Origin of the sequence: Pantoea dispersa (assembly GCF_035783935.1) — a bacterium.
Classification (GTDB): Bacteria; Pseudomonadota; Gammaproteobacteria; order Enterobacterales; family Enterobacteriaceae; genus Pantoea; species Pantoea dispersa_C.
In genome coordinates this window covers 192,901-216,580 of sequence record NZ_JALKOV010000008.1, presented here as the reverse complement: position 1 = coordinate 216,580, position 23,680 = coordinate 192,901, and the positions used below count along the sequence as shown (strand labels likewise).

At 57.6% G+C, this 23,680-nt stretch carries 22 protein-coding genes; 14 read left to right on the top strand and 8 right to left on the bottom strand.

Translation table 11 applies throughout. The annotated features are described in order from the left end of the window. Positions 1 to 11 precede the first annotated feature (11 nt). Positions 12 to 1,913 carry a flagellin gene (locus MXF20_RS16630; protein WP_325970361.1) on the bottom strand — a complete coding sequence of 634 codons (1,902 nt, stop codon included), beginning with the start codon at positions 1,911 to 1,913 and terminating at the stop codon, positions 12 to 14. A gap of 1,202 nt (positions 1,914 to 3,115) precedes the next feature. On the opposite strand from MXF20_RS16630, the gene MXF20_RS16625 reads away from it, so the two are divergent. The 4 genes from MXF20_RS16625 (at position 3,116) to MXF20_RS16610 (ending at position 8,098) form a co-directional block, all read left to right on the top strand. After that, a complete protein-coding gene (locus MXF20_RS16625; protein WP_325970360.1) occupies positions 3,116 to 4,093 on the top strand; it encodes a glycosyltransferase family 2 protein in 978 nt (325 codons plus the stop codon). Positions 4,094 to 4,109: 16 nt separating this feature from the next. After that, the gene (locus MXF20_RS16620; RefSeq protein ID WP_325970359.1) at positions 4,110 to 5,417 is read left to right on the top strand and encodes an oligosaccharide flippase family protein; all 1,308 of its coding nucleotides are present in this window, start codon (positions 4,110 to 4,112) and stop codon (positions 5,415 to 5,417) included. Then, positions 5,414 to 6,409, top strand: a complete 996-nt coding sequence (locus MXF20_RS16615) for a glycosyltransferase family A protein (RefSeq protein WP_325970358.1) — start codon at positions 5,414 to 5,416, stop codon at positions 6,407 to 6,409. Before MXF20_RS16620 ends, MXF20_RS16615 begins: the two co-directional genes overlap by 4 nt. 399 nt (positions 6,410 to 6,808) lie before the next feature. Further along, positions 6,809 to 8,098 carry an HAAAP family serine/threonine permease gene (locus tag MXF20_RS16610; protein ID WP_325970357.1) on the top strand — a complete coding sequence of 430 codons (1,290 nt, stop codon included), beginning with the start codon at positions 6,809 to 6,811 and terminating at the stop codon, positions 8,096 to 8,098. Between the two features lie 99 nt (positions 8,099 to 8,197). Here MXF20_RS16610 and MXF20_RS16605 read toward each other — a convergent pair whose 3' ends face one another. Then, positions 8,198 to 9,754, bottom strand: coding sequence for a methyl-accepting chemotaxis protein (locus MXF20_RS16605; RefSeq protein ID WP_325970356.1), 1,557 nt, complete (start codon positions 9,752 to 9,754; stop codon positions 8,198 to 8,200). Positions 9,755 to 10,242: 488 nt separating this feature from the next. Here MXF20_RS16605 and MXF20_RS16600 point away from each other — a divergent pair, with 488 nt between their 5' ends. Continuing rightward, entirely contained in the window at positions 10,243 to 10,551 is a 309-nt protein-coding gene (locus tag MXF20_RS16600) for a hypothetical protein (RefSeq protein ID WP_325970355.1), read from the top strand. A 232-nt stretch (positions 10,552 to 10,783) separates the two neighbouring features. Here MXF20_RS16600 and MXF20_RS16595 read toward each other — a convergent pair whose 3' ends face one another. Both MXF20_RS16595 and dbpA read right to left on the bottom strand, forming a co-directional pair. Then, positions 10,784 to 11,746 carry a chemotaxis protein gene (locus MXF20_RS16595; protein WP_325970354.1) on the bottom strand — a complete coding sequence of 321 codons (963 nt, stop codon included), beginning with the start codon at positions 11,744 to 11,746 and terminating at the stop codon, positions 10,784 to 10,786. Positions 11,747 to 11,887: 141 nt separating this feature from the next. After that, a complete protein-coding gene (gene dbpA / locus MXF20_RS16590; RefSeq protein ID WP_325970353.1) occupies positions 11,888 to 13,267 on the bottom strand; it encodes an ATP-dependent RNA helicase DbpA in 1,380 nt (459 codons plus the stop codon). Positions 13,268 to 13,658: 391 nt separating this feature from the next. Between dbpA and MXF20_RS16585 the strand changes: the two genes are divergently transcribed. Then, complete coding sequence (locus MXF20_RS16585; RefSeq protein ID WP_010618157.1) at positions 13,659 to 13,856, top strand: hypothetical protein; 198 nt, start codon at positions 13,659 to 13,661, stop codon at positions 13,854 to 13,856. Between the two features lie 99 nt (positions 13,857 to 13,955). Here the strand turns inward: MXF20_RS16585 and MXF20_RS16580 are convergent, their stop codons facing one another. Together MXF20_RS16580 and MXF20_RS16575 are read right to left on the bottom strand one after the other, a co-directional pair. After that, on the bottom strand, positions 13,956 to 15,317 hold the full coding sequence (locus MXF20_RS16580) for an amidohydrolase family protein (RefSeq protein ID WP_325970352.1): 1,362 nt from the start codon (positions 15,315 to 15,317) through the stop codon (positions 13,956 to 13,958). Positions 15,318 to 15,406: 89 nt separating this feature from the next. After that, positions 15,407 to 16,267: a LysR family transcriptional regulator gene (locus MXF20_RS16575; RefSeq protein ID WP_127833727.1), complete on the bottom strand. Its 861-nt coding sequence runs from the start codon at positions 16,265 to 16,267 to the stop codon at positions 15,407 to 15,409. Positions 16,268 to 16,354: 87 nt separating this feature from the next. On the opposite strand from MXF20_RS16575, the gene MXF20_RS16570 reads away from it, so the two are divergent. The 6 genes from MXF20_RS16570 to yniD all read left to right on the top strand — a co-directional run bounded on the left by MXF20_RS16570 (position 16,355) and on the right by yniD (position 22,055). Continuing rightward, positions 16,355 to 17,527 carry a cyanate transporter gene (locus tag MXF20_RS16570; protein WP_325970351.1) on the top strand — a complete coding sequence of 391 codons (1,173 nt, stop codon included), beginning with the start codon at positions 16,355 to 16,357 and terminating at the stop codon, positions 17,525 to 17,527. Between the two features lie 226 nt (positions 17,528 to 17,753). Beyond that, complete coding sequence (gene lldP, locus MXF20_RS16565) at positions 17,754 to 19,403, top strand: L-lactate permease (protein ID WP_325970350.1); 1,650 nt, start codon at positions 17,754 to 17,756, stop codon at positions 19,401 to 19,403. After that, entirely contained in the window at positions 19,400 to 20,185 is a 786-nt protein-coding gene (lldR, locus tag MXF20_RS16560; protein WP_325970349.1) for a transcriptional regulator LldR, read from the top strand. The genes lldP and lldR overlap by 4 nt, the downstream gene beginning before the upstream one ends. Beyond that, a complete protein-coding gene (lldD, locus tag MXF20_RS16555; protein ID WP_325970348.1) occupies positions 20,185 to 21,414 on the top strand; it encodes an FMN-dependent L-lactate dehydrogenase LldD in 1,230 nt (409 codons plus the stop codon). Before lldR ends, lldD begins: the two co-directional genes overlap by 1 nt. A gap of 25 nt (positions 21,415 to 21,439) precedes the next feature. Continuing rightward, a complete protein-coding gene (locus tag MXF20_RS16550; RefSeq protein ID WP_325970347.1) occupies positions 21,440 to 21,868 on the top strand; it encodes an OsmC family protein in 429 nt (142 codons plus the stop codon). A 79-nt stretch (positions 21,869 to 21,947) separates the two neighbouring features. Then, on the top strand, positions 21,948 to 22,055 hold the full coding sequence (gene yniD, locus MXF20_RS16545) for a small membrane protein YniD (RefSeq protein WP_021507251.1): 108 nt from the start codon (positions 21,948 to 21,950) through the stop codon (positions 22,053 to 22,055). 116 nt (positions 22,056 to 22,171) lie between these two features. On the opposite strand, the gene MXF20_RS16540 is transcribed toward yniD, so the two are convergent. Both MXF20_RS16540 and MXF20_RS16535 read right to left on the bottom strand, forming a co-directional pair. Continuing rightward, entirely contained in the window at positions 22,172 to 22,411 is a 240-nt protein-coding gene (locus MXF20_RS16540) for a hypothetical protein (RefSeq protein ID WP_325970346.1), read from the bottom strand. Between the two features lie 111 nt (positions 22,412 to 22,522). Beyond that, positions 22,523 to 22,693: a hypothetical protein gene (locus MXF20_RS16535; protein WP_007887091.1), complete on the bottom strand. Its 171-nt coding sequence runs from the start codon at positions 22,691 to 22,693 to the stop codon at positions 22,523 to 22,525. A 212-nt stretch (positions 22,694 to 22,905) separates the two neighbouring features. On the opposite strand from MXF20_RS16535, the gene MXF20_RS16530 reads away from it, so the two are divergent. Continuing rightward, complete coding sequence (locus MXF20_RS16530) at positions 22,906 to 23,091, top strand: hypothetical protein (RefSeq protein WP_021507248.1); 186 nt, start codon at positions 22,906 to 22,908, stop codon at positions 23,089 to 23,091. 208 nt (positions 23,092 to 23,299) lie between these two features. Then, positions 23,300 to 23,608 carry a PTS sugar transporter subunit IIB gene (locus MXF20_RS16525; RefSeq protein ID WP_325970400.1) on the top strand — a complete coding sequence of 103 codons (309 nt, stop codon included), beginning with the start codon at positions 23,300 to 23,302 and terminating at the stop codon, positions 23,606 to 23,608. Positions 23,609 to 23,680: the final 72 nt, after the last annotated feature.

Below are 23,680 nucleotides of genomic sequence, written 5' to 3'. Positions count from 1 at the left end.
GATGATTCTCTTTATTGTGCGTTGAGTAATTTCAGCACCTGCTGCGGTAGCTGATTAGCCTGCGCCAGCAGGGCGCTGCTGGCCTGCTGCAGAATCTGCTGGCGCGACAGGCTGGAAACTTCCGTGGCGTAATCCGCGTCTTCAATACGCGAACGCGATGCCGCAATTGCGGCGGTCGCGTTGCCCTGCAGCGTTTGCGCCGAGATCAGCCGGTTGGCAACGGCGCCGAGACGGGTGCGCTGACTGTCGATTTGCCCGATGGCGCGATCCAGCGTGGCCAGCGGATCGTCCGGATGCTTCAGGCGGATCTCTGAGCCGGTCTCGGCCACGCGTAGCGTGGTGAAATTGGTGGAGGCATCGGTAACCGACGACACAGCTGCCTGGAAATAGATCTGCACATCACCGACGCCCTGCAGGGTTTTCAGCATCAGGTTGCCGCTGCTGTCACTGCGGACGAAGGTGGCGGTTTTATCCAGATTGCCGTTCGGCACATCCATGTAGTAATTGCCGTCGGCGTCGAGTTTCAGCACATCGTTACTGCTATTGCCATCGACATCGGTATAGCGCACATCGACATTGGCCGGATCGAGCGTGATGTAAGAGGTGCCGGTCACGCTGTTCACCGCACTGAAGCTGTTAATGCTGCTGGCGCTGGTCGCGGTGATGCTCAGGGCATTACTGGTGCCGTCTGAAGTCGCGCTGACAGCCGCGTTGTAATACTGGTAGCTACCGCCGCCGTTATCCACTTCCATCACATACTGCCCGCCGCTGGTACGCAGCAGACGGCCATTGCTCACCGCGTTGCCGCTGGCATCGCTGAAGCTGAGGCTGGCGGTGCTGGTGTCGATCGCCGGCGTGTCGGTCACCGTGGTCGGCAGGGTCGCGAAATCGCTGTCGGTTTTGGCGGCACCGCCGGTCATGCGTGCCGTTACCGCGCCGCTGCTGCCAAAGCTGAGTGTGGCCGGATACCAGCTGTTGTTCTGCTCAATATAATACTGGCCATTGTCCTGCGTCAGCGTGGCTGCGGGCGTGGTGCCCAGCGCGCTGCCGCTGCTGTCCTGAAAATTAACCGCCGGGATGGTGCGCGACGCAATGCTGCTGACGTTGCTGTACAGCGGCGCCGGATTGCTGCGGCTAATCGAGACGTTACCGGCCGCCGTGGGGGTGTCCCAGCGCGCACTGACGGCGGCCAGATAATAGACCGGCTTGCCGTCGGCATCGCTGCTCTGCACGTACTGGCGGTTATCGCCACTGCTGCGCACCAACTGCGGTGCGCCGCTGGCGGGCACATAGTTCACGGTAATCGCCGGGTTGCTGAACGCCATATTGGTGGCAAGGCCGGTGAGGGTAGTGACATTGGTTACTTTGCCGCTGATGCCGCTGATCACCAAATCCTTGAGTCCCAGCGCTTCTACACTGAAGCCGGGCGCTGACAGGTCGAGACTGATTTTCTCGTTGTCATTAGCGCCAACCTGGAATCCCAGCTTACCGGCGCTGCCATCCAGCAGCCGGATGCCGTTAAAGCTGCTGCTGCTGTTGAGCCGGTCAATCTCTTTCAGGTTGAGGTTAATCTCTGCCTGAATGGCGTCCGAGTCGCTCTGCGAGTTGGTGCTGTTCAACCCCTGAACCGCCAGCTGGCGAATCCGCTGCAGACGGTTATTTATCTCATCCAGCGCGCTTTCGGCGGTTTCGACCAGTGACAGGCCGTCACCGGTATTACGCTGCGCCACCGCCAGGCCGTTCTGCTGGCTGCTAAAACGGTTACCTATTGCCTGACCGGCCGCATCGTCACGCGCGCTGTTGATGCGCATGCCCGACGATAAATGTCGGATCGCGTCGCCCAGCGCCGCGCCACTTCTGGCGGATTGCTTGCTGGCGTTGAGGGCGGACAGATTGGTTTGCAGGCTGATCATTTCCAGGCTCACTGATAAATACACTGATAGTGTTATCGGCATTTACCGGCTTTCTTTAAAAAAATATTTGGCCTAAGTCACGTCAGCGAAGCGCTGATTGTTAAAATCAGCAGCATGAAATAGCGTTAAGTTGCGTTTGTAATGCGATAACGATCTGTATTTTTTCACCGCGCGCGCATTTATACAGCCCGCACTTGACGACTACTAAAAATAGCAGGTCGGCGGCATGAATTAAGATTATTACTGCTTAAGCGGAGCGGAGAAAGGCGCAACCCGCTGCGATAACAAACGCTTAGGACATCGCTGGACTTATCCGCCGCTTTCCCTGCTCTTATTCCTGGCCAGCAACGCGCGCCGTTCTTATCAATTGTGACTATTGCGCTTTATCAATGCTAATCAGTCATCGCGAAATAATGGGGCAGGCTGAGTGAGTAAATTCCGTTTTGGTCTGGAAGGCATTGACCTTATAACCGCACCTGGTAAGAATGCGGTAAAAGTTTTGAATCAGATCGCAATTTTTGGCTTTGTGCCACTTGCAGTCTGGCTGCGATAGCCGGACTGAATTAACGCCACTTGCACCTCACGCCGCGCAACAGACGTCGCGACGTAATAAAAGTGCAGGGCATACAGCAAATATCGTTAATGTCGTGACGCTCGTTGCGAAGGCCCGTCGAAAGATGCACCTTTTCAACCGCGGTCGGCATTTCCCGTTCTTCTGATGCGGCACAAAAATAGCTGGAGAGTTATCGCTGCTGAGGAAAACGATTAAAAATATCCCTGATAATGGTTTTACCCGGCAGTAACAAAATAACGGCGCTGTCAGGATAAGGTTTAAGGCTAACTGGCTGATAAATCACTGAACTCTGCGGAGTGCAGCGCACCCTTTTTATGCCTGAAAAACCACCCGGACATTTTTTCAGTACGCTGGTAGCTGTAAGCCAGGGGCGGTAGCCTGCAATGTTAACGTTTAAATCGCCAGATAAAGCTGTCCTGAATATATGGCGAAATTCTTATCTTGCGCCCGCGCTAAATACTGTTTTTCCGCCAGCGCTCTTTTGCTGAGGAAACTCTGAAAACAGCGGCGTATTAATGTTAAGCCGGACGAAAGCCAGCCCTGGTAAACGTTAAATATTAACGTTGCCGCAGCGATTTTTTTTCGTCACGGCGGTTTTAACTCCCGATAAATTATGTTTTGAGGTCATATGCAAACTCCCGTTAACGACGTGCTGATCAGCGTCATTGTGCCGGTGTTTAACGCCGCAGCTTATCTGGAAAGGTGCATCGACAGCCTGCTGCAGCAGGATGAAGCGCGTTTTGAGGCCATATTTATTAATGACGGTTCCAGCGACAGCTCGCTGGCGATCCTGCAGCGCTACGCCGGGTATCCGCAGTTTCACATTATTAACCAGGCGAATGCGGGTGTGTCGGCGGCGCGCAACCGTGGCATTCGCGCGTCGCGCGGCCGGCTGCTGTGTTTTTTAGATGCCGATGATTTCCTGCCGCCGCAGGCGTTCTCGACTTACGCGCGGCTGATGCGTGACGAAACGGCGATGGTGGTGGGGGAGTCACAACACTTCAATCCGGACGGCGCGCCGCTGGATTTTCCGCCCGACCGCGAGCAGGCACAACACCTGACGGTGTCGGCGGCGATTAACGATCTGCTCTATTTTCACCCGCGCCACGGCATCTGCGACAAAGCGTTTCGCGGCGATGTCATTCGTCAGCATCAGCTGCTGTTCAACGAAGAGATCGCCAATTTCGAAGATCTGCTGTTCGTCATGAATTACCTGCATCTGCAGCAGGATCGCCAGGTAGTGATGACGCAGCGGGTGGTTTATCACTATGTTAAATCCCCGCATTCCGCCACGCGCTCGGCGCTGCGCGAAAAACATTTCTCGTTTGCCCGCTCGTTCAGCGGCATGAAGGCGTTTTTATCAACCCAGCACTATCGCTGTTATTACCACCTCTATTTAAAAGTCACGGCGTCTTACATCCACAAAGGGCTGCACAGCAACAGCCTGAGCCGCGCCTTCATTGATGAATACATCACGCTGTATCGCCGCAGTTTCCGCAGCTGGTGCTCCGCCGGACCGCTATTGAATCCGTGGAGCCTGTACTTTGCGCTGTTTTTCATTAGCCCGCGCCTGGTCTCACGGCTGCGCCGGCTGGCAGAGAAATAATCGCACCGGAGGCGTTGTGAAAGACAAATTAAAAAACTCCATGTGGATGATTGCCGAAAAGCTGATTGCGGTATTCGGTCTGATCTTTGTCACCTCCTATGTGGCGAAATATGTCGGGCCCACCACCTTCGGCATTATCTCCATCGCCATGCTGGTATTTCAGTTCATCCAAACCATCTCGCTGATGGGCAGCGATGTGATTCTGCTGAAACGCATTGCGCAAAATCATCACTCCGGGCTGCGGCTGATGATGGCGACGTTTCTGCTGGTGCTGGTGCTGTATTGCGTGCTGTCGGTCGTCGGCATGGTGATTATGGAAGAGGAGTGGAGCGCCGACGCGCTGGTCTTTATCTGCGCGGCAGCCATTGCCTGCCTGTTTTCGTCCATTGACCTGGTCAATATTTATAACGAAGCGAGGCTTAACGCGCGCCTCAATGTCATCGCCAACGTCATTGGCCTGGCAATCAGCCTGACGGTGCGTTTTCTGATTTCGTATTACCAGCTGGCACCGGCTTATCTGGCGATCCCGATTGTGCTCGCCACCTTTATTCCTTTCACCATCAAGCTGACGTTGTTTCTGCTGTATGAGCGACGTGCACCCTTGCCGGCGCTGCGCCAGGTGAAAAAGTATTCGCGCTACATGCTGGTTTCCGGCATGTCGCTGATCTTTTCTGCCATTGCCGTTGCGCTGTATACCCGCGTGAATCAAATCAGCGTCTCTTATTTTCTCGGCGTGAAAGAGGCGGGCATTTTTTCCGTGGCGCTGACGCTGTCCACCGCCTGGGTGTTTTTACCCAGCGCGCTGCTGGCGTCATTTTATCCGGCGTTTTTTGCCGAACGTAATGACCAGCAGGCAATCGTCAAAGCGCAGAAGCTGCATCTGCTGGTGATCGGCGTTTCCGCCACGGTAATTGTGGCGATCTGGCTGCTGTCGGGCTGGTTTATTCGTGACTTTTACGGTGAGCAATATCTTGATGCGGTCGCACCAACGTTATTACTCAGCCTCGGCGCAATGTGCGCGGTGCTGAGCAGCGTAATGGATCGCTTCATCATTAAATATAACGGCTACCGCTATCTGGTGAAGAAAACTTTCGCCGTGCTGGTTATTTGCCTGCTGTCGTCGCTGATGCTGGTGCCGCATTTTGGTTTAACCGGTGCTGCCATGAGCGTGGTCATCACCGAGTTTTTATCGTTTTCCCTGCTGAATTACTTTTTCCCGGCGCAGCCGGTCATGCGTATTCATCTGATCTTTTTCAACCCCAGGAAACTATGGCAGCTCTTTAGCACTATCAAAACCTCAGACAGTAAAGAGAGTTTATCATGAATGAAAAACCGCTATTTAGTATTATCATTCCGGTCTATAACGCGGAAAATACCATCCGGCGTACGCTGCAAAGCGTATTAAATCAAACCTTCAGCAGCTATGAAGTCATTGTGGTGAATGATGGCAGTCGTGATAATAGTGCACAAATACTGCAGGCGTTTGCGCACTATCCGCAGGTTGCGGTGCTTAACCAGATTAACGCGGGCGTCAGTGCGGCACGTAATAGCGGGCTGCAGCAGGCGAAGGGAGAATATGTTCTGTTTCTCGATGCCGACGACTGGGTCGACGATAATTTCCTGATGAGTTTCAAGCTGAATCTCAATGCCTGGCCGGCCGAGTCGGTGGACTTAATGGTGGGAAATCTCAACGACAACCGCATCGGTAAGATTTCGCAGGCGGGATTCTTCAGCCAGCAGGACATTCCTTACGTGCTGGGTGAACTGGAAATGAGCGATAACATCGGTTATCTGCACAACAAATGTTATCGCCGCCAGATTATTGACGATCTCAATCTGCGCTTCATGGAAGGCGTCTCGATGAGTGAGGACCTGCTGTTTAATCTGAAGTATTTCAGCTGCGTCAGCAATTTCCTGATTACGCCCGGCGCGGCTTATCATTACGAAGATGTGGCGGGATCGCTGTCGAAACGCAAAGTGCAGTACAGCGAACTGAAGGTGCGCAAACAGTCGCTTACCGATTTGTACGACTCGATTGTGGAGAAATACGCGTCCGGTAATCTCGAGCATTTTTTAAAAGCGATTTCAAAACGCGTGCTGGCACTGGATATGCAGATTGTCACCGCCATGTATCACGCCTCGTTTTCACCTGCCGATATTGCGCAGGAAATTAATCAAATCAAGCGCGGGAAGTATTCTAAAGGTATTTTTACGCTGCTGAATAAAAATGAAAAACTGAAGTACATGATTATGAATTTGAATACTATCACAGCGTACTATTTCCTTTATGCCCTCTACAGAATGCGGGCGTTCTGATTTTCAATTCTCCCGGCGTTATCCTCTGGTGACCTGCTGCGTCACCCGAGGCTAGCTGCCGGGGGAGTTTCCTCCTCCGCGCTCTGCTGCTGGCAACAATCCGCACGTCCTTCTCCCGCTAACGTTCACTTCGCTCTGTGTCTTGCACTCCTGACGCTTCTCAGGTCAAATAGCGCCCCATGCAATCGATTGCGTGCGTGTTTTGTGCGTTATTGTTGCTTTTATCGCCATCTCGCGCATTTTTTCCGCCTTTGTGATGCATGTCTTGCGTTGCGGCAATCCACGCTGGCCAAAAACCGGTAGCATAGGCGCGTTTTGTGAAGCGACCGAACGCTGCAGGCCGCCGCGAATTTTTTAGCCGTCGTTCCGGCTGTATTTGAAACCATTTTGGAGAGACAGATGGATAACTCACAAACCGGTACCCTTGGTACGGTGGAGGCGTCAGCGACCGGCTGGCGCAAGAGTGACACGGTGTGGATGCTGGGCCTGTACGGCACCGCGATTGGCGCAGGGGTGCTGTTTCTGCCGATTAATGCCGGCGCGGGCGGGCTGCTGCCGTTAATCATCATGGCGATCCTCGCCTTCCCGATGACCTTCTTTGCGCACCGTGCGCTGACGCGCTTTGTGCTGTCCGGTAAAAATCCCGGAGCGGATATCACCGATGTGGTGGAAGAGCACTTTGGTGTGGGCGCCGGTAAGATCATCACGCTGCTCTACTTCTTTGCTATTTACCCGATCCTGCTGATGTACAGCGTGGCGATCACTAACACCGTAGACAGTTTTATCGTGCACCAGCTTGGGCTGGTGGCGCCGCCGCGTGCGCTGCTGTCGTTGCTTTTGATCGTCGGCATGATGACGGTGGTGCGCTTCGGTGAGCAGATGATTGTTAAAGCGATGAGCGTGCTGGTGTTCCCGTTTGTGGCGGTGCTGATGCTGCTGGCTGCGTATCTGGTGCCGCACTGGCACGGCGCGGCGCTGGAGACCCTGTCGTTCTCGCAGAGCGGCAGCGACAGCAGTATCTGGATGACGCTGTGGCTGGCGATTCCGGTGATGGTGTTCTCCTTCAACCATTCGCCGATTATCTCGTCTTTTGCCGTGGCGAAACGCGCCGAGTACGGCGCCGGTGCAGATAAGAAGTGTTCACGCATTCTGGCCAGCGCCCATCTGATGATGGTGGTGACCGTCATGTTCTTTGTGTTCAGCTGCGTGCTGAGCCTGTCGCCCGCCGATTTACAGGCAGCAAAAGCACAGAACATCACCATTCTGTCCTATCTGGCTAACCACTTTAACGTGCCGATGATTGCCTGGTTAGGGCCGATTGTCGCCATCGTGGCGATTACCAAATCGTTCCTCGGCCACTATCTGGGCGCGCGGGAAGGCTTCGACGGCATGGTGGTGAAGTCGCTGCGCAGCCGCGGCAAAACCATCACGCCGCAGAAGATGAATCGCCTGACCACGCTGTTTATGCTGCTGACCACCTGGCTGGTTGCCACGCTCAACCCGAGTATTCTCGGCATGATTGAGACGCTGGGCGGACCGGTGATCGCCATGATTCTGTTCCTGATGCCGATGTATGCCATTCAGAAAGTCCCGGCGATGCGCCAGTACAGCGGCAAAATCAGCAACCTGTTTGTGGTGCTGGTGGGGATTCTGGCGATTTCGTCTATCGCTTATTCGCTGATGAGTTAAGGGAAGGCTGCGGTGCGCCGAATACTCTGCGCACCGCCCTGACAACCATCGCGACGCTGAACGGCCCCGTCTGACGGATGCAGAACGGGGCTGGTTGCTTTACACGGCAGCGGTTTTAAACACGCTCATCGACTGCGCCAGACGATCGGCCTGTTCCTGCAGCGCCTGAGAGGCGGCAGAGGCTTCCTGCACCAGCGCGGCGTTCTGCTGCGTCACCGCTTCCATCTGGGTAATTGCCTGATTGATCTCACTGATGCCGCTGCTCTGTTCGCTGCTGGCGATGGTGATTTCGCTCATGATCTCTGCCACGCTAGTCACGCTGTTAACCACTTCACCAATGGTTGAACCGGCGTGCGTCACCAGACGGCTGCCTTCATCCACCTTCGCCACCGAATCTTCAATCAGCACTTTGATCTCTTTCGCCGCCGAGGCAGAACGCTGCGCCAGGTTACGCACTTCGGTGGCGACGACGGCAAAACCGCGTCCCTGTTCGCCGGCGCGCGCCGCTTCGACCGCCGCATTAAGCGACAGAATGTTGGTCTGGAAGGCGATGGAATCAATCACGCTGATGATATCGACAATCTTCTTCGAAGAGTGGGCAATTGCCTCCATCTTCACAATCACCTGTTCCATCACTTCGCCGCCTTCTTTAGCAACGCCGGAGGTTTTCGCCACCAGCGAGTTGGCTTCGCGCGCGTTGTCGGCATTGTGCTTGACGGTAGCGGTCATCTGCTCCATCGCGGACGCTGTCTCTTCCAGCGAGCTGGCCTGCTGTTCGGTGCGTGAGGAGAGATCGATGTTGCCGCTGGAGATCTGGTTAGACGCCACGGCGATGGTGTCGGAACCGGCGCGCACGTCAGAAACAATGGTCAGCAGATTATCGTTCATCGCCTGCAGCGCCTGCATCAGCGCGCCGGTTTCATCTTTGCTGCGGATTTCAATGCGCGAGCTGAGATCGCCGGCGGCTACCTTGCTGGCGATGGTCACCGCTTCATTCAGCGGATGCACAATCGAACGGGTCAGCAGCCAGCCCATCACCACGGCGGCGACAATGGCGAGCGCAGAGAACACCAGCGTGACTTCAATCGCCGTAGTGCCATCGTCGATAATGCCGGCGCCTTCCTGCTGCAGCTGCGAGGACTGGGAATCAGCAAACGCCACCGCCAGGTCGAGGTAGGCATTCTGCACGGCGGTAATTTTTTTCAGCACGTAGTAACTGGCGTCATCGGCTTTACCGGCGCGCACCAGATCCAGCACCTCATTTTTCTGCTGTTCAAACTGCTGACTGGCAGCCAGCAGGCTGGCAATTTTCTTCTTGCCCACGGCGGTAATCTGAATCGCTTCGATCTTCTTCATCGCCGAGTTGGTGCGGGCGGTGGCGTCCGCCAGCTGCTGAAAGCGCTGCACGTTGAACTGCGGCCGGGTGGTATCGATGACGATGCCGCGCAGGTATTTGATCTGATCGTTGACGCCATCGCGCACGTCAAAGCCGAGGCGCACTTTCACATAGCGATCTTCCACGATTGAGGTAATGCCGCTCTTAATGTTGTTGATCTTCATGATCGAAGTGATGCCGATCACCACCAGCAGTGCCACCACTAAACCAAAGGCGATGCCCAGGCGGACGCCCACCTTCATATTCTTTAAGCTCAACATTGGATCTCCCCGCAATGCCAGAATGCTGTTGTATTAAAATGGAAACGCAGACCATGGATCTGCAATAGGTGGATGATGTGTAAAGGAAAGATTTTTTGCCGTTGCGGCGAGACGGGTCTGGCGCCACCAGCGCAGGCGCTAAAGTTATCGGTTGCTAATGTTTTAACTTTAATTTTTTAGGGATTTGTCACAAAACGGTTAAGAGGGCTTAAGGTTGATTAATCACTGGTCGTAATTAGCTGGCGTCACGGCACATGCCGGTGCGCAAAATTGCGTACCCTACAAAAACGCGCAGAGACTTTGTAGGGTCACCATTCATGATGACCTGAGACGCGCAACTGCAAGGCATCGCGTAATAAATTACACCCCTGAAAAAACGCGCATAGAACCTGTAGGGTCACCATTCATGGTGACCTGAGAAGCGCAACTATAAGGTATCGCGCAATTAATTGCGCCGCTACCGCTCGTGCGGTTATCAGCGGCATCCTGTGAAAGGATTTCTGCGCGATACGTCGCGCCATCATGATGCATTGCGCATGGGATATCGGCATTATCCCGTCGCACAAACCGTAGCGGCGCGATTCATCGCGCATTTCAATTCCCGCACCGCGGCGGAACGCGCAATAAATTGCGCCGCTACCACCCGTGCGGTTATCAGCGCCATCACATGGAAGGAATATCAGTCACCCGTGCGATTATCAGCGGTATCACATGAAAGGAATATCTGCGCGATACGTCGCGTCATCATGATGCATTGCGGATGGGATATCGGCATTATCCCGTCGCACAAATCGTAGCGGCGCGATTCATCGCGCATTTCATTTTCCGCACCGTGGCGGAACGCGCAATAAATTACCCCCCTGAAAAAACGCAGAGAACCTGTAGGGTCACCATTCATGGTGACCTGGAACGATTAACTGACCAGCCATACATAATAAATACGCCGTTACGCTAATGCAGCGGTTGGCAGGTGAGCGGGCACAAAAAAGGCGCGAACATCGCGCCTGAGGGGATTATCGGGGCAAGCGCTTAGCGCTTCTTCTCCAGCACGCGATAAATCACGCTGGACAGCTCGTTGATTTCAAACTTGGCAACGTAGCCGTCAGCGCCCACTTTGCGCACGTGATCTTCGTTGGCGCTGCCGGACAGCGACGAGTGGATCACCACCGGAATGTGGCGCAGCACGTCATCGCGCTTAATGTTACGCGTCAGGGTAAAGCCGTCCATCTCCGGCATTTCGAGGTCGGTCAGCACCAGCGCGATTTTGTCGTGAATCGACTCACCGTTAGCCTGTGCTTCTTTCTGCATCTCGCTGATTTTAATCCACGCTTCAAGCCCGGTATTGTGCATGATGGCCGGAATGCCCATGCTTTTCAGCCCCTGTTCCAGCAGCTGGCGCGCCACTTTGGAATCTTCGGCGACAATCGCTACCTGACCCGGCTTGAGGTTGAAATTCTTCGCCGTCTCTTCGCTCGGCTCAACGCCGCGCACCGACGGAATGATGTCATACAGAATCTGCTCGACGTCGAGCACCAGCGCCAGATTATTGCTCTGACCGTCGGTATCCAGACAGGCGATGCTGGTGATGTTGCGGCTGCCGATACCCGCTTCCGCCGTGTGCACCTGGTTCCAGTCGAGACGCACAATGTTCTCTACCGATTCCACGGCAAATGCCTGAGTGCTGCGCGCGTATTCGGTGACCAGCAGCAGGTTGAGGCCGGTTTCCGGTTTACAGCCGGTTACTGCCGGCAGATCGATCACCGGAATAAACTGGCCGCGGATGCTGGCCATGCCGAGCAGCGGGGAATTCATGCCGGCCGCGCGGGTAATGGTCGGCATCGGCACAATTTCACGCAGTTTAAATACGTTGATGCCGTACAGCTCAGACTTGCCTTTCAGCCGATCGGAACCCAACCGGAACAGCAGCAGCTCGAATTTATTAGAAAGCGCAAGGTTGGCGCGTTCATCGATCTCTTTCTGAAAATTATCCATTGTGGCCTCGGGGCAGAATCTGGGCGGAGTAAAGGGCAGGGCAATAGCGCCATGATTAACTTATCGGCAGCGGAGGAAAAAAATGAAGGGAAGGGTGATGAAAATTTAGCGTAAGGGCGATCGCCCTCACGCTCACGACCGTTACTTCAGCAGAATGGCGCGCACGCTTTTGCCTTTTATCTTGCCCTCTTTCAGCTTGATCAGCGCTTTCTTCGCCTGCGCGGCGTCAATGGCGACATATGCATGGGTCGGCGTCAGATCGATTTTACCGATCTGATCGCCGCTGAAGCCGGCTTCACCGGTCAGGGCACCCAGAATATCGCCGGGACGCATCTTGGCTTTGCGCCCGCCGTCGATGCACAGCGTCATCATCGTTGCCGGCAGCGGCTGTGCGCCTTTGCCTTTCAGCGTGCTGGCTGGCTGCCAGTTGAGTTTCTGCTGCAGGTAATCTTCCAGCGCATGGGCGCGCACCATTTCATCGGCCGCCACAAAGCTGACCGCCAGCCCCTGTTCGCCGGCACGGCCGGTACGGCCAATGCGGTGAATGTGCACTTCCGGATCCCACGCCAGCTGGAAGTTCACCACCAGCGCCAGCGATTTAATGTCCAGACCGCGCGCGGCGACGTCGGTGGCGATCAGCACGCGGATGCTGCCGTTGGCAAAGCGAATCAGCACGCGTTCGCGATCGCGCTGTTCCAGATCGCCGTGCAGCGCCAGCGCGCTGATCTGGCGATCGTTGAGCGCGGCCGCAATCTCATCGCATTCCCGTTTGGTGTTACAGAACACCACGCAGGAAGCCGGTTGCTGCTGGCTGAGCAGGGCGCTGAGCAGGTTGATACGCTCGCTGGCGCTGGCTTCAATAAACTGCTGCTCAATCGCCGGCAGCTCCGACTTTGCTTCGGTCGCCACCGCCAGCGCATCGCGCTGAAAGCGCTGACTCAGGCTGGCAATGGTATCCGGCCAGGTGGCGGAGAACAGCAGCGTCTGACGCGAATCCGGCGTAAAGCCAATGATGGCTTCCATGTCGTCGCGAAAGCCCATCTCCAGCATGCGATCGGCTTCGTCCAGCACCAGGCTCTGCAGCTGGCTGAGATCGAGATTGTCACGCTTGAGATGATCGAGAATGCGCCCCGGCGTGCCGACCACGATATGCGGCGCGTGCACCAGCGAGTCGCGCTGCGCACTCATTGGCTGGCCGCCGCACAGCGTCAGGATCTTAATATTGCGGGTGAAGCGCGCCAGCTGACGCAGCACGTTGCTGACCTGATCGGCCAGTTCGCGCGTCGGGCACAGCACCAGCGCCTGGGTATGAAAACGGCCGCTGTCGATGCGGTTCAGCACGCCAATACCAAAGGCGGCGGTTTTGCCGCTACCGGTTTGCGCCTGCGCCCGCACATCGCGTCCATTAAGGATGGCCGGCAGGGAAGCGGCCTGAATCGGCGTCATGGCGTCGAAGCCCATCTCGCGCAGGTTGTCGAGCTGGCTGGCAGGCAGTTGCGTCAGGGTAGAAAAAGCAGTCACAGGAGCATCTCAGGTAGTGGCAGGAATAGCGGCGGTCAGTCTGGCAGAAAGGGCGGCCCTCGGCAACGGCAATCGCGGCAATAATCACGCAGTGAAACCAGTCAGCCGTTGCGCTTTGTCAGGGCAATTATGGCTGGCAACTATCGCAAAGTTTTAATGAATGTTCCGAATTTCACACCGGGCAGCACGAACGGCGAAAACGCTTTTTCGAGGGAAAAAATGATATTAGCCGTAGCGATACGGCATTATCGCGGCACGTTGCGGTGATTTTCAGTGAGATTTCGCTTATATGTTACGCGTTATGCGTAAAATCTGAGTAATAATCCTAACCGCTTTGCTTTATATTTAGCGCGCCATTTGGCAATTAATGATTACTTCAGAGGTCACCTCATTGAGTCACTATGTCCAGGGACAAAACGAAGACGTTCTGAAAATCGTCGGCCGCGCCGTATTAACGCTGCATCTGCATGGAGAGACGTTATCTTCCGATAAAGTCAGCTCCATGATTGCCTGTTATGCGGAAGAAGAGCCTGTCAATGACGATGAGCACCAGCGCCTGTATGCGCTGGCGATTCAGATGTTGTCTTAAATCCAGCATTTTCACCGGACGCGCCGCGCCGGTGTCACTTTCCAAAGCCTCCTGCGGGAGGCTTTTTTGTGCCCGGGTTTTGCCGGCTACGATGCGCACTCAGACGCTGAACACCGGCGTGCCGTTCTGGAACGTGGCGCGCACCGGCGCAATGCGCGCCACCGCTTCCGCCGAGCAGCTGGCGTCGACCAGCATCATACTGGCTTCATCCTGCAGCTGCGGCCACTGGCGCGCACCGCTGTTGGCGAGCGGCAGAATGCCGCCGGTGGCGATATGCAGCGCGCGGCTCAGGCCAAACTCATCCGAACCGCGATACAGCTGGGCATACAGGTTGGCTTTCTCCAGCATGCTGCCGGTGCCAAACGGCGACCAGTGATCGATCACGCTGTCGGTGCCGGTCATCACCGTCACGCCCGCCGCCTGCAACTGCGGCAGTGGCATCGTCAGTTTGCCGATCGGAATCGTCGACGCCACGCTCATCTGCTGTTCGGCCATGCCGGCGATAATTTCATCCAGCGCCTTACCTTCCAGCGTGGCGAGCGCGAAACCGTGGCTCAGCGTCACTTTGCCTTTCAGCTGCGGGTTACGGGCGATGGTGGCGATCATGTACTGAATGGCTGCCACGCCGGCGGCGCTGGTCTCATGCAGGTGAATATCCACGCCGCGATCGTAATCCAGCGCGATGCGGAACATCGCATCAAGTGAAGCCTGCATGGCGCCGTCCACGTTAGTGGGATCCAGTCCGCCGACATACTGCACGCCGAGCTGCATCGCCTCGCGCATCAGGCCATCGACCTGTGAATGCAGCAAACCATGCTGCGGAAAAGCAACGATCTCGCAGCGAAACGCCGGCTGGTTGGCCAGCGCCAGCTGCAGGTGTTCGAGACTTTTCAGCCCGCTGACCGGATCGATGTTGCAATGGCTGCGCGCTTCGGTGCTGCCTTTGCTCTGAAGCAGACCAATCAGCGCTTCGGCGCGCGCCTGCGAGGTCGGCAGCAGCTGGGGAATCAGCACCTGCTCGCGCGCAATCATATCCATGATGGTTTTGCCCTGGCGCGGGCGCGGCGCCTGCCACGGTCCACCATAGAAGGTTTTATCCAGATGGATGTGCATGTCCCGCGTGCGCGGCAGCAGCAGCGCGCCCCCGGCATCCCACTGCGGCAGGGTCGGCTGGCGCGCCTGGCCGGCGATGCTGATGGCGCTGAATTTACCTTCTTTGATGGTGATGTCGTACAGCGCGGTGCGGGTGGCGACGATCTCTGCGCCGTCGCGCTCAAATCCCTCTTCGAGACGCACATTCAGCAACTGATAGTGCGCCACCGCAGGCGGCGGCGAGGATGAAACAGCTTGCGTATCGGGGCGGGCGGCGCTGCTCATGCCAGCCATCATCAGGCTGCCTGCGGCAAAAAGGCGCACGCCGTGGCTGAGAAAATCACGTCGGCTGGAAGCGGTCAGAGGCATCGGAAACTCCTGGCAAAAGGAAAAAACCTAATCTGGCAAAACCGACGCCGCCGCGCTGCGATATTTCCCACTGCCTGGCAGTGGAAAAATCACTGCCACTGTAGCTGGCAGAATTGCACCAGCGCGGCGGCCAGCGCCTGCTGCAGCGCATCCTGCGGTTTACGGCAGAACAGCGCCAACTCGAAATGGCTGATCACCGGTAAGCCTTCGGCGCTGCCCAGCACGCGATGACCGGGCAGGCGGCAGCTGGCGGGCAGCAGCGTCAGGCCGAGACCGGCGGCGCTGGCGCTGGCGAGGGCCACCAGGCTGGCACTGCTGTAGCTGATACGCCAGCCGCGACCGAGCGCGTCCAGCGTCTGACACATCTCTTCCCGATACAGCCCCTGCTGCGGAAACACCACCAGCGGCAGCGGCGTCTGGTCAAAGCAGGGATGTTCGGCACTGTCCAGCCACAGCAGCGGCTCGGGTCGGGCGGCCAGCGGGCGATCGCCGCCCGGCTGCTTGATCAGCATCAGATCCAGCTCTTCGCGCTGCCACGCGCGGTGCAGATCGACATACATGCCGCTCATCACGTCAAGACGCAGCTGCGGATGCTGTCGGCTGAATCCGGCCAGCAGGCTGGCGGTCGGGGCAGCAAAATCCTCCGGCACGCCAATGCGTACAATGCCGTCGCGCCATTTATCGCTCAGTACATCGTGCGCTTCGCCGTTGAGGGCGATGATGCGCCGCGCATAGCCCAGCAGCTTTTCTCCCTCTTCGGTCAGCGCCACCTGATGCGAGGTGCGCTGTAACAGCGCTTTACCCACCATCTCTTCCAGCCGGCGTACCTGCTGACTGACCGTTGACTGCGACAGGTGCACACGCTCGGCGGCGCGGGTAAAGCTGGCGGTTTCGCACACCGCCACAAAGCTCAATAGCTGCTGCGGCGTAAACATTGGCTGACGATTCATTTATCCACTGCCCATCATGGTGTTATTTCATTTCCAAATAGTACCGGCTGCTGCGATGCTGACAACCTTTTCACTGCAGGATGGGTTATGAACCGACATGCCACTACGTTAACGCTGGCCGCGCTGGTGCTGGCCGGGCTGAACATGCGCCCGTTACTGACTTCCGTCAGTCCGTTGCTGGGGCAACTGCGCCACAGCCTGCATCTGTCAGCGCTGGCGGCGTCGCTGCTGCCGGCGGTGCCGATGGTGATGATGGGTGCGGTGGCGCTGTTCAGCGCCAGGCTGATGCAGCGCGTGGCCCTCAGGCAGTTGCTGCTGGTCGGGTTGACGCTGTTGCTGCTGGCACTGGCGGCGCGCGCCGTGATCGACAGCGGCAGCGGGCTGGTGCTCAGCGCACTGTTTGCCGGCATCGGCGTCGGCGTGGTGCAGATGGCGATGCCGGGCCTGATTCGCCAGCGGTTTAGCCGGCGCAGTGCAGCGGTCACCGGGCTGTGGGCGGGCGCGCTGATGGGCGGGGGCGGGCTGGGTGCGGCGCTGTCGCCGTGGCTCAGCGCGCAGCTGGGCGTACCGCTGGCGCTCAGCGGCTGGGCACTACCGGTGCTGCTGGCCATCCTGCTGTGGCTACTGGTGCGCGTGCCCGCCGCGCCGGATGCCGCGCCGGTAACGCTGCCGCCGCTGTGGCGTAAGCCGCGCGCCTGGTCGCTGGCGCTGAGCTTTGGCCTGGTCAACGGCGGCTATGCCACCTGCGTTGCCTGGCTGCCGGATGCGTATCGCCGGCTGAGCTGGTCGGCACAGGCCGGCGGCTCGCTACTGGGTGTGATGATTCTGTGCCAGGTTGCCGGCGCGCTGCTGATGCCGTTGCTGGCGCGCGGTGCCGATCGCCGTCCGCAGCTGGTGGTCAGTCTGCTGTGTCAGCTGGCTGGGATGAGCGGGTTTCTGTTTGCGCCGCTGCTGGCACCGTGGCTGTGGGCCGCCATCGCCGGCTTTGGTCTCGGTGCCGCGTTCCCGCTGGCGATGGTGCTGGCGCTCGATCATCTGCCGCAGCCGCAGGCTGGCGCGCGGCTGGTCGCGTTTATGCAGGGCGCAGGCTTTATCATCGCCGGCTGCATGCCGTTTATTGCCGGCCAGTTGCAGGTGTTGACCCACAGCTTTGCCAGCGTCTGGCTGATGCAGGGCGCGGTAACGCTGGGGCTGATCGGGCTCAATCTGCGCTTTCACCCGCGCAGCTATGCGCGCGCTTTTGGTTCAGCTGCGCGTTAATTGGTCCTACCAACGTTATCGAAATGTAGCCGTATGGTCACATAACAGGAAAAATCGCCCCTGCTGCGTTGCTTTGAGTTAACAATGCGTTAACTATCTGGAACCAGAAAGCCCGCCAGCCGTAATGTGGTCCTACCAATTGCGAGCCGGAACCGGGCGACAACCTGCGGCGTAGACCTGTTGTGCTGCTGCGCCGCATCCCTCTGGTGACCTCTGGAGAAACGGCATGCAGGTGTGGCAACAAAACTACGATCCGCTGAATAATTTGTGGCTTTCCAGCCTGGTGGCGGTGATTCCCATCGTGTTTTTCTTCTTCGCGCTGATTAAGCTCAAGCTGAAGGGCTATCAGGCCGGTACGATCACCGTGGTGCTGGCACTGCTGGTGGCGCTGCTGCTGTACGGCATGCCGGTGCCGCAAGCGCTGGCGTCGGTGGCCTACGGCTTTTTATACGGCCTGTGGCCGATTGCCTGGATCATTGTGGCGGCGGTATTTGTCTACAGGATCTCGGTCAAAACCGGCCAGTTCGATATCATTCGCGCCTCGATTCTCTCCATCACGCCAGACCAGCGTTTGCAGATGCTGATCGTCGGCTTCTCGTTTGGCGCGTTTTTAGAGGGTGCGGCGGGTTTTGGTGCGCCGGTGGCGATCACCGCCGCGCTGCTGGTCGGGCTGGGCTTTAATCCGCTCTACGCCGCCGGCCTGTGCCTGATCGTCAACACCGCGCCGGTGGCGTTCGGCGCGATGGGCATTCCGATCATCGTCGCCGGCCAGGTCACCGGGCTGGACAGCTTCCAGATTGGCCAGATGGCGGGGCGTCAGCTGCCGTTTCTCACCCTCATCGTGCTGTTCTGGATCATGGCGATCATGGATGGCTGGCGCGGCATCAAAGAGACCTGGCCGGCGGTGATGGTGGCGGGCGGTTCGTTTGCCATCGCCCAGTACCTCAGCTCCAATTTCCTTGGCCCGGAGCTGCCGGACATCATTTCGTCGCTGGCTTCGCTGATCTGCCTGACGCTGTTTCTGCGCCGCTGGCAGCCGGTGCGCATCTTCCGCTTTGAACAGCCGGCCGCGGAAACTGCCTCCGCTGACGCACCGCGCTACACGCTGCCCCAGATTGTGCGTGCCTGGATGCCGTTCCTGTTCCTTACCGCGACCGTTACGCTGTGGAGTATTCCGCCGTTTAAAGCGCTGTTCGCTAAAGGCGGCGCGCTGTATGACTGGGTGTTTAGCGTGCCGGTGCCGCTGCTGCACGAGCTGGTGGCACGCATGCCGCCGGTAGTGAGCGCAGCAACGCCGTATGCGGCGCTGTTCAAATTTGACGTGGTCTCCGCCACCGGCACTGCGATTCTGCTGGCAGCGGTGATTTCGGTGATTTTCCTGCGTATGAAGCCGGCGGCGGCGCTGCGCACCTTTGGCGAAACCCTGAAGGAGCTGGCGCTGCCGATCTACTCCATCGGCATGGTGCTGGCCTTTGCGTTCATCTCAAACTACTCCGGGCTATCGGCCACGCTGGCCCTGGCGCTGGCGCACACCGGCCAGGCCTTCACCTTCTTCTCGCCGTTCCTCGGCTGGCTGGGCGTCTTTCTGACCGGCTCCGATACCTCTTCCAACGCGCTGTTCGCCGCGCTGCAGGCCACCACCGCGCAGCAGATTGGTGTGTCGGATGTGCTGCTGGTGGCCGCCAATACCACCGGTGGCGTCACCGGTAAAATGATTTCGCCGCAGTCGATCGCCATCGCCTGCGCCGCCGTGGGGCTGGTGGGGCGCGAGTCCGATCTGTTCCGGTTTACCGTTAAACACAGCCTGATTTTTACCTGTATGGTCGGCGTGATCACCACGCTGCAGGCGTATGTCTTCACCTGGATGATTCCATGACTGAACCCACACCGCGGCTGGCGGATACGCTGCGCGCGCGTCTTAGCGCCTGGATTGAAGAGCATCAGCTGAAACCCGGCATGCGTTTACCGTCGGAGCGTGCGCTGGCCGCCCGCTTCGGCGCGTCGCGCTCGTCGGTGCGTGAGGCCATCCAGCAGCTGATCAGCAGTGGCGTGCTGATCAGTAAACGCGGCGGTGGCACCTGGCTGTGCGAGCCGCAGGAGCCGTGGTCAGAACAGCGCATCGTCGAGCCGATTCGTCAGCTGCTGGCCGCCGATCCTGACTACCGCTGGGATATTCTTGAGGCGCGCCACGCGATTGAGGCCAGCACCGCCTGGCACGCCGCGCAGCGCGCCACCGAGGCGGATAAAGAGCGGCTGCGCTACGCCTTTGACGCGCTGATGCAACTGAACGACTGCGACGATCCCGAACTGGCCGCGCAGGCGGATCTGCGCTTCCACCTCGCCATTGCCGAAGCCTCGCATAATCTGGTGCTGCTGCAGACCATGCGCGGATTTTTCGATCTGCTGCAATCCTCCGTGCTGCACAGCCGCCAGCGTATGTACACCCAGCCGGTGATTTTCAACCAGCTCAACGCCCAGCATCAGGCGATGTTCGATGCGGTGATGGCGGGCGACGCCGACGCGGCGCGCCAGGCGGCGATGGATCACCTCGGCTTTGTTCACACCACCATGAAAACGCTGCATGAAGACGAAGCGCGCCAGGCCCGCATCACGCGGTTACCGGGCGCCACGCAGGCTACCCGTAAGGAAGACAACTGATGATTATTTCTGCTGCCAGTGACTATCGCGCCGCGGCGCAACGTATCCTGCCGCCATTCCTGTTTCACTATCTGGACGGCGGGGCCTACGCAGAACATACCCTAAAGCGCAACGTGGCCGATCTCTCTGACGTGGCGCTGCGTCAGCGCGTGCTGAAAAACATGGCTGAGCTGAGTCTGGAAACGCGGCTGTTCAATGAAACGCTGTCGATGCCGGTGGCGCTGGCGCCGGTCGGCCTGTGCGGCATGTACGCGCGACGCGGTGAAGTGCAGGCGGCACGTGCGGCAGCCAATCGCGGTATTCCATTTACCCTGTCGACGGTGTCGCTGTGCCCGATAGAAGAGGTGGCACCGGCGATTAACCGCCCGATGTGGTTTCAGCTGTATGTGCTGCGCGATCGCGGCTTTATGCGCAACGCTCTGGAGCGGGCCAAAGCGGCAGGCTGTTCGACGCTGGTGTTCACCGTCGATATGCCGACACCGGGCGCGCGCTACCGCGATGCGCACTCCGGCATGAGCGGCCCGCATGCCGCGCTGCGCCGTTACTGGCAGGCGGTCACCCATCCGCAGTGGGCGTGGGACGTCGGGCTGCACGGGCGTCCGCACGATCTCGGCAATATCTCCACGTACCTTGGTAACCCTACCGGACTGGAAGATTATATCGGCTGGCTGGCGAACAATTTCGACCCGTCGATCTCGTGGCAGGATCTGGAGTGGATTCGCGAATTCTGGGAAGGGCCGATGGTGATCAAAGGCATTCTCGACCCGGAAGATGCGCGCGATGCGGTGCGGTTTGGCGCCGATGGCATCGTGGTCTCCAACCACGGCGGACGGCAGCTGGACGGCGTGCTGTCGTCGGCGCGCGCGCTGCCGGCCATCGCCGACGCGGTAAAGGGCGACATCACCATTCTGGCCGACAGCGGCATTCGTAACGGGCTGGATGTGGTGCGCATGATTGCGCTGGGGGCTGACAGCGTGCTGCTGGGACGCGCGTTTATCTATGCGCTGGCGACGCACGGCCAGCGCGGCGTGGAGAATCTGCTGAGTCTGGTTGAGAAAGAGATGAGGGTGGCGATGACGCTGACCGGCGCGAAAACCATTGCGGACATCACCCAGGATTCGCTGGTGCAGGCGAATGCGCTGCTGAGTGAAGCCCCGGACTCAGCCCGGCGCGCCCGCACGCGGTGCGCTGAGCCAGGCAAAGCGCCGGGTGTTGTCTATACTGAATAGCTGTCTGACTAACAGGAGGAATGACATGACCATTCATAAGAAAGGATCGGCCCATTGGGAAGGCGACATCAAAGGCAAAGGCACGGTAAGCACCGAGAGCGGCGTGCTGAGCAACCAGCCATACGGTTTTAACACCCGTTTTGAAGGCGAGAAGGGCACCAATCCGGAAGAGCTGATTGGCGCGGCGCACGCTGCCTGCTTCTCCATGGCGCTGTCGCTGATGCTGGGCCAGGCCGGTCATCCACCGAAAAGCATCGACACCACCGCCGATGTTTCGCTGGACAAAAAAGGCGACGGTTTCGCCATCACCAAAATCGCGCTTAACAGCACCATTGCGCTGCCGGGCATCGACAACACCAAATTTGATGAAATCATTCAGAAAGCCAAAGCCGGCTGCCCGGTTTCACAGGTGCTGAATGCCGAAATCACCCTCGACTATACGCTGAATAATTAATCGCCCTGACGGGTGACCAGCGGTAGACTATGCGATGCGCCTGCGGGCGCATCGTTGCTTTCTGCTGTCTGGAGGAGACGTGGCAAAAAAACTGGCTGCGACAAAACACTGGAAGATGATTGTGGTGCTGCTGTGCATCTGCGGCGCGCTGATGCTGATTCGCTGGGCGGCGATGATATGGGGCTAAAGGATTGGGTGTGCCGCCACAAGCTCGGCGTGCTGGTGATGATTATTCTGGTGCTGGAACTGGTGCACTACCTGCTGACGGCCTCATGGCTGCCGTGGCAGTTCTGATCTGACGCCTCAGGCATATTCGCCGTCGTGCTCATGCTGACGCAGATTGCGCACGCTGCTGCGCGCAATGCGATAGGCCTTGCGCGGGTCGCCCGCGATAAACTCAAAGGTCGGCGAATAGTAATACGGCAGCCAGCCGCCGAAGCCGCTCTCCCACTCCCAGCGTACCGGGCAGGGCCAGAGAATGCCGTCATACAAAATGTAATAAACCCAGCGTCCGTTGGGACGACGGGTGCGAGTTTTTTTCATGGGATTCACAACTGTAATAGTGTAAAGCAGCTTATATTTTGAACGCTGCGGGCCCAGGTTGCAATGCCGTCTGGCTATTTTTTGTGCAGTTGATCGCTCGCTGGCCCCAAATTAACGGTGCACTTCACCACAAAGCAGCACCACGTTCGGCCGGACTTTATGGATGCGATCGGCCATCTGTTCACACGCCACTTTGGTGGGATAAATCCGCTCCGACACCGGCAGGGCATCACAGGCATCGTGGCCGCAGGCGCTCACTAACAAGACAAAACCAATCAACATAACCGACTCCTTCTGCACCATTCCCGTGGTACGGAATGCGTGGCGGTGTGTTCCTTTTTTTGATCCATTATAGCTAAACGCCTCAGGCGTCAATGAACAGCCTGAGCGGCTTTTTTGTCCGGACAGCATGATGATAACCAGCGCCGTGCCCATTAGCAGCACAATCTGGGCTAAACTGTGCGGCACTGACAACAAGAAGGAGTGAGTAACCGATGTCTCATGAAATTGCCCATCCGGCCAGCAGCCCGAAACAAGCCGCCCTGCAACTGGTCATCGAACTGGTGCGCGCCGGTAAACTGAGCCCGCTGCACGGCGATGCCTCCAACATGATCTCCATCTACGAGCAGTTCAAGGCGCACTTCGAAGCCGATAAGCAAAAAGATTCTGCCATTTCCTGATGTTCTGCCCCGGTGGCGCGCCGTGCCAGGCTGCGCCACTGTCCCCGCGATTTTTACATAATCCCTTCCATTTATTATTGCATCCCGATTAAATTTGCAGCGCGCTTTTTGATATTTCTCACAGATCCGTAACGCAAATCTGAAACCGGTTGCAGAAAATCTTTAGCACGAGTATTCGTTAATTAAACCCCACACTGAGGATTTAATGATGCCAAAGATTTTACTCTGCTGTGCCGCCGGGATGTCCACCAGCATGGTGGTGCAAAAAATGGAGAAGGCCGCCAAAGAGAAGGGCGTCGAGGTTGAGATAAAAGCCGTTGGCATTGAAGAGTTTACCGATCAGATCGCCCACTATGACTGTTGCCTGCTCGGCCCGCAGATTAAATACAAACTGGCCGACTTCCAGCCGCTGGCGCAGCAGCTAAATAAACCTATCTCAGTGATAAATAGCATGGATTACGGCATGATGAATGGCGCGAAAATATTAGACGATTCGCTAAAGCTGATTCACGCCTGACGATTTATCTGAAAACAAAATAATTGTTTGCGCCTGTGCGCTGTAGCACAGGCTTATTCTGTTGTTGCCTGA